Raw genomic sequence first — 1351 nt, forward strand, 5'->3', positions numbered from 1 at the left:
CGTTAATGCGGGATAAAGGGAGCATCTTGCTATGAATAATGGCAAGATGCTTTTTTCTAAGCAAATCATTATGTATATAAAAATAATCTTGTTATAATAATGAAATGAAATCGTTCTCATAAAGTGAAACTTTAATCAGTGGGGGGTTTCTTCATTCCCCACTGATTATTAGTTGAACCAATCGGGCTTTTACGAGCAGTTGATCCCTCACCTAACTTCTTTGCATTCGTTGAATTTTGAGGTAGGGATCTTACTGCCCGTTAGTGCGGGACAAATGGAGGGGCAACATGAAAAAAATAGGTGTAGGGATTGTAGGATTTGGATTTTCTAGTACAACATTTCACATCCCGTTATTACAAACGATAGAAGAATACGATATCCGTGCTATTTTATCATCAAAAGAAGAAGTAGTGAAACAAGCATTACCAAATGCTGAAGTTGTTGGTACAATTGATGAATTAGTAAACCGAGCTGATATTGACTTAGTGGTCATTACTTCACCGAATACAACTCATTTTCCATATGTAAAAGAAGCGATTGTACACGGTAAGCATGTTGTTGTGGAGAAACCATTCGTTGTTTCAATTGAAGAGGGAGAAGAACTTATTTCATTAGCGAAGCAACATAATGTCGTTTTAAGTGTGTATCACAACCGTCGTTTTGATAATGATTTCTTAACGATAAAGAAACTATTACAAGAAAATAGAATAGGGAATGTATACGCATATGAAGCGCATTTCGATCGTTTCCGTCCACATGTACGTGATCGCTGGAGAGAAAAGAATTTACCAGGTTCAGGAATTTTATATGATTTAGGATCGCATTTAATGGATCAAGCGTTATCATTATTCGGGAAACCAGATGCGATAAATGCAGATGTAATAAAACAACGACCAGGTGCAGAAATTGATGATTATTTCCATGTCGTACTTCACTACGGAGTAAAACGTGTCATTTTACATAGTAGCAGTTATGTGAAACAAGCTGGACCACATTTTACACTGCATGGCGATAAGGGTTCTATCGTGAAGTATGGTATGGATTCACAGGAAGAACAATTAAAAACTGGAATGAAGCCAGGGGATAATGGTTATGGAGCAGACTCTGAAGAGAATTTTGCTACTTTAGAAACAGAAGAAGAGTTAGTACGTATTCCGACAGAAGTCGGCTGTTATGACATGTATTATAAAGGTGTAAGAGATAGTATTGTAAATGGTGAGAAACCACCTGTAACAGCAGAAGAAGGCTTGGAAGTTATTAGACTTATTCAATTGGCAATTGAAAGCAGTGAAACTGGTAGAGTCATTTCTATAAAATAAAAAAGACACGATTCTGATATTATCCCCTTAAG

Annotated in this window: 1 protein-coding gene; it reads left to right on the plus strand. The window is 36.5% G+C overall.

Annotated elements, in window-relative coordinates; genetic code table 11:
- The first annotated feature begins 287 nt into the window (after positions 1–287).
- Positions 288–1319 carry an oxidoreductase gene (locus V7038_RS05935; RefSeq protein ID WP_002199696.1) on the plus strand — a complete coding sequence of 344 codons (1032 nt, stop codon included), beginning with the start codon at positions 288–290 and terminating at the stop codon, positions 1317–1319.
- Positions 1320–1351 lie beyond the last annotated feature (32 nt).

The sequence above is a fragment of the Bacillus sp. JJ783 genome (genome assembly GCF_036963225.1).
Taxonomy (GTDB): domain Bacteria; phylum Bacillota; class Bacilli; order Bacillales; family Bacillaceae_G; genus Bacillus_A; species Bacillus_A cereus_U.